Genomic DNA, 2685 nt, shown 5'->3' with positions numbered 1-2685 from the left:
CCTGTGCCAAACCAGCGGCGACTCGGTCCGCCTCGCCCAAGCACTGCACGGTCAGGGGGTCAAACCCTTGACCTGACACACCCCCCTTCCACCGGTGGCGGGCACACCCGAATGGGCAGATTCTGCACAATGCGCTTCTCATCATCGATCAGGTACAAAAATGGTAGGTGCCCTGACGTGCGATGTAGGCGAGTTCGAGTGGCGGACCAATGGCTTGCCCAAACGTCGCGAATATTGCAGCACAGGCCCTGCGATGAACTCGTACACAGCTGCTGCGATCTTCTCCGGCAAAGAGTCCGTGAGGGCGCGGAGGCTGACCTGGCAATTACGAGCCGATAGGGGCGTGCCCCATGGCTGATCCGCTGGCGGTGTCGAGATCAGAACTCGAAGACCTGGCGAGCAGTGACTCGACCGGCCATGAGGTCGTCGAAGCACTCGTTCACGTCGTCCAATTTGCGCGACACTGCCGACACCGTCGTGCGCCCGGCCTCGTGCAGTGCGAACACCTCACGCAGGTCTTTCCGGGTTCCGACGATCGATCCGAGAACCGAAATTCCGCCCACCACCGTCTCGAAGATCGGAACCGGGAACACACCGTGAGCGGGCATCGAGACGCACACCAGTCGACCGCCGCGTCGAAGCGAACGGAAGGCCTGATCGAACACGCTGGGGATGACGGCCAAAACGATGGCAACGTCCGCTCCACCTTGCGCATTGATCGCCTCGACGGGGTCGACCGTCGACGAGTTGACAGTGTGATCGGCACCGAGTTCACGGGCGAGTTCGAGCTTGTCGTCTTCGATGTCGACTGCCGTGACGAATCCGCCGGCGATCTTGGCGTACTGCACGGCCATGTGCCCGAGGCCGCCTACACCGAATATCGCGACGCGTTGAGCCGGAGTGACACCGCCGACCTTTACGGCCTTGTAGGTGGTCACCCCAGCACATGTCAAAGGTGCCGCATCGAACGAGGAGATGCTCTCGGGCACGCGGACCACGTAACGTGCGTGTGCCACAGCGTATTCTGCGTACGCGCCGTCGATCGAGTAGCCGCTGTTCTGCTGACTCTCACACAGCGTCTCCCATCCGGAGACACAGTGATCGCATTCCCCGCACGCCGACCCGAGCCACGCGATAGCGACGCGTTCGCCAATCCGGTTCGCATCGACCTGCGAGCCGACCGCCTCGATCACGCCAATCCCTTCGTGACCCGGAACGAACGGCAACGTCGGCTTCGCTGGCCAATCTCCCTGCGCAGCATGGATATCAGTGTGGCGGCCGCCAGCACCAGGTCGCGGTCGGTGTCGTGACGGAGCTTCGCCGCGTCACGTCCGGTGTGTTTCGCCAGAATCGCCTCCGTTTCGGCCCGCACCCGGACAACCTCGTCGGCAGCGAGGATCAGGTCGGGGATGGTCCCGCGCCCCTGTGCGGCAGGTTGATGCAACACCACGCGACTGTGCGTCAAGGCCGAGCGACGACCCGGCGCTCCGGCAGCAAGTAGCACCGCCCCCGCAGCGACAGCTTGGCCCACACATGTTGTGGCAATGGGCGATCCGATGAACTGCATCGTGTCGTACACAGCCAGCATGGCAGCAGTGTCGCCTCCTTCGCAGTTGATGTACATAGAGATCTCCTGGTCAGGCGAGTCGGCCTCCAGGTGCAACAACTGCGCGATCATTGCGTTGGCAACCCCGGCGTCGATACCGGTGCCGAGATAGACGATGCGTTCGCTCAGCAGATGCGAATAGACGTCGACGACACGTTCACCGCGTGAATCTCGGGTGACGACGTTGGGAATCGTGTACGTGCTCATCTGGCCATCTCCATTCCGAACGACACTCGGCGCGCAGGCATGACCTGATCGAACGAGTCGACTATTTCGTCCACGAACCCGTAGTCGCGTGCAGCCTCGGCGGTGAACCAGCGGTCGTGCAACGAGTCCTCGAAGATCTGTTCACGCGTTTGTCCGGTGTCCTCGGCGATGAGACCGAGGACGGTGTCGCGGGTATGCCGCAGGTCGTTGGCCTGCACTTCCACTTCGACGGCCGATCCGCCGATTCCGGCCGAGCCCTGGTGCATCAGAATCCGAGAATGCGGCAGGGCATAGCGCTTCCCCCGAGTGCCCGAGGACAACAGAAACTGGCCTGCGCTGCAGGCCAATCCGAGAGCGAGTGTCGAGACGTCGCAGGGCACGAGCCGCATCACATCGCGAATAGCGAGCATGGCGGGTACCGATCCACCGGGTGAGTGGATCCACAGAGCTATATCGGCCGAGGAATTCTCGGCGGCGAGAGTCAACAGGTGGGTGGTAAGGACAGTGCCGTTCTCGTCGTCGAGCGGGCCGTCCAGCACGAGGACTCTATGGCGCAGGAGTTGGCGGCGGAGATCGGGCGGGAACATTCGAGGGGTTTCGCTCATGGGTCGAGCTTGGACCACCACTAGCTCTGACTACCAGCGGTTCTGCTGTGAGCGGCGGCAACGACACTCAACGCGGATCTGCGCAGGGCGTTCTTCCCGAAACTCATACCGATCAAGAAGTACGAACGCTGGATCTGGAGGGGGCTAAGCTCAATACCGTTTACTTACGGCGGCGGTAGGGACTGCGCAGCGAGGACACGGGGTCGGTGGTCGATGCGTGGTGCGCCTCGGTGGTGTGGGTGTTTGACGTGAAATACGGACATTTTC

3 protein-coding genes are annotated in these 2685 nt (G+C 62.3%); all 3 read right to left on the bottom strand.

Translation table 11 applies throughout. The features are described from left to right. Nucleotides 1-377: 377 nt before the first annotated feature. From KVY23_RS24750 to KVY23_RS24740, 3 genes are read right to left on the bottom strand one after another with little or no spacing between them, the layout of a single operon-like run. Nucleotides 378-1226 carry a zinc-dependent alcohol dehydrogenase gene (locus KVY23_RS24750; protein ID WP_230558525.1) on the bottom strand — a complete coding sequence of 283 codons (849 nt, stop codon included), beginning with the start codon at nucleotides 1224-1226 and terminating at the stop codon, nucleotides 378-380. Further along, nucleotides 1190-1813, bottom strand: a complete 624-nt coding sequence (locus KVY23_RS24745) for a ClpP family protease (RefSeq protein WP_230558524.1) — start codon at nucleotides 1811-1813, stop codon at nucleotides 1190-1192. Before KVY23_RS24745 ends, KVY23_RS24750 begins: the two co-directional genes overlap by 37 nt. Beyond that, complete coding sequence (locus tag KVY23_RS24740) at nucleotides 1810-2418, bottom strand: ClpP family protease (protein ID WP_075837992.1); 609 nt, start codon at nucleotides 2416-2418, stop codon at nucleotides 1810-1812. Before KVY23_RS24740 ends, KVY23_RS24745 begins: the two co-directional genes overlap by 4 nt. Nucleotides 2419-2685 lie beyond the last annotated feature (267 nt).

The sequence above is a fragment of the Rhodococcus sp. I2R genome, assembly GCF_020889545.1.
GTDB lineage: Bacteria > Actinomycetota > Actinomycetes > Mycobacteriales > Mycobacteriaceae > Rhodococcoides.
The sequence above is the reverse complement of the archived record's forward strand: the minus strand, read 5'-3'. Positions and strand labels throughout refer to the sequence as shown.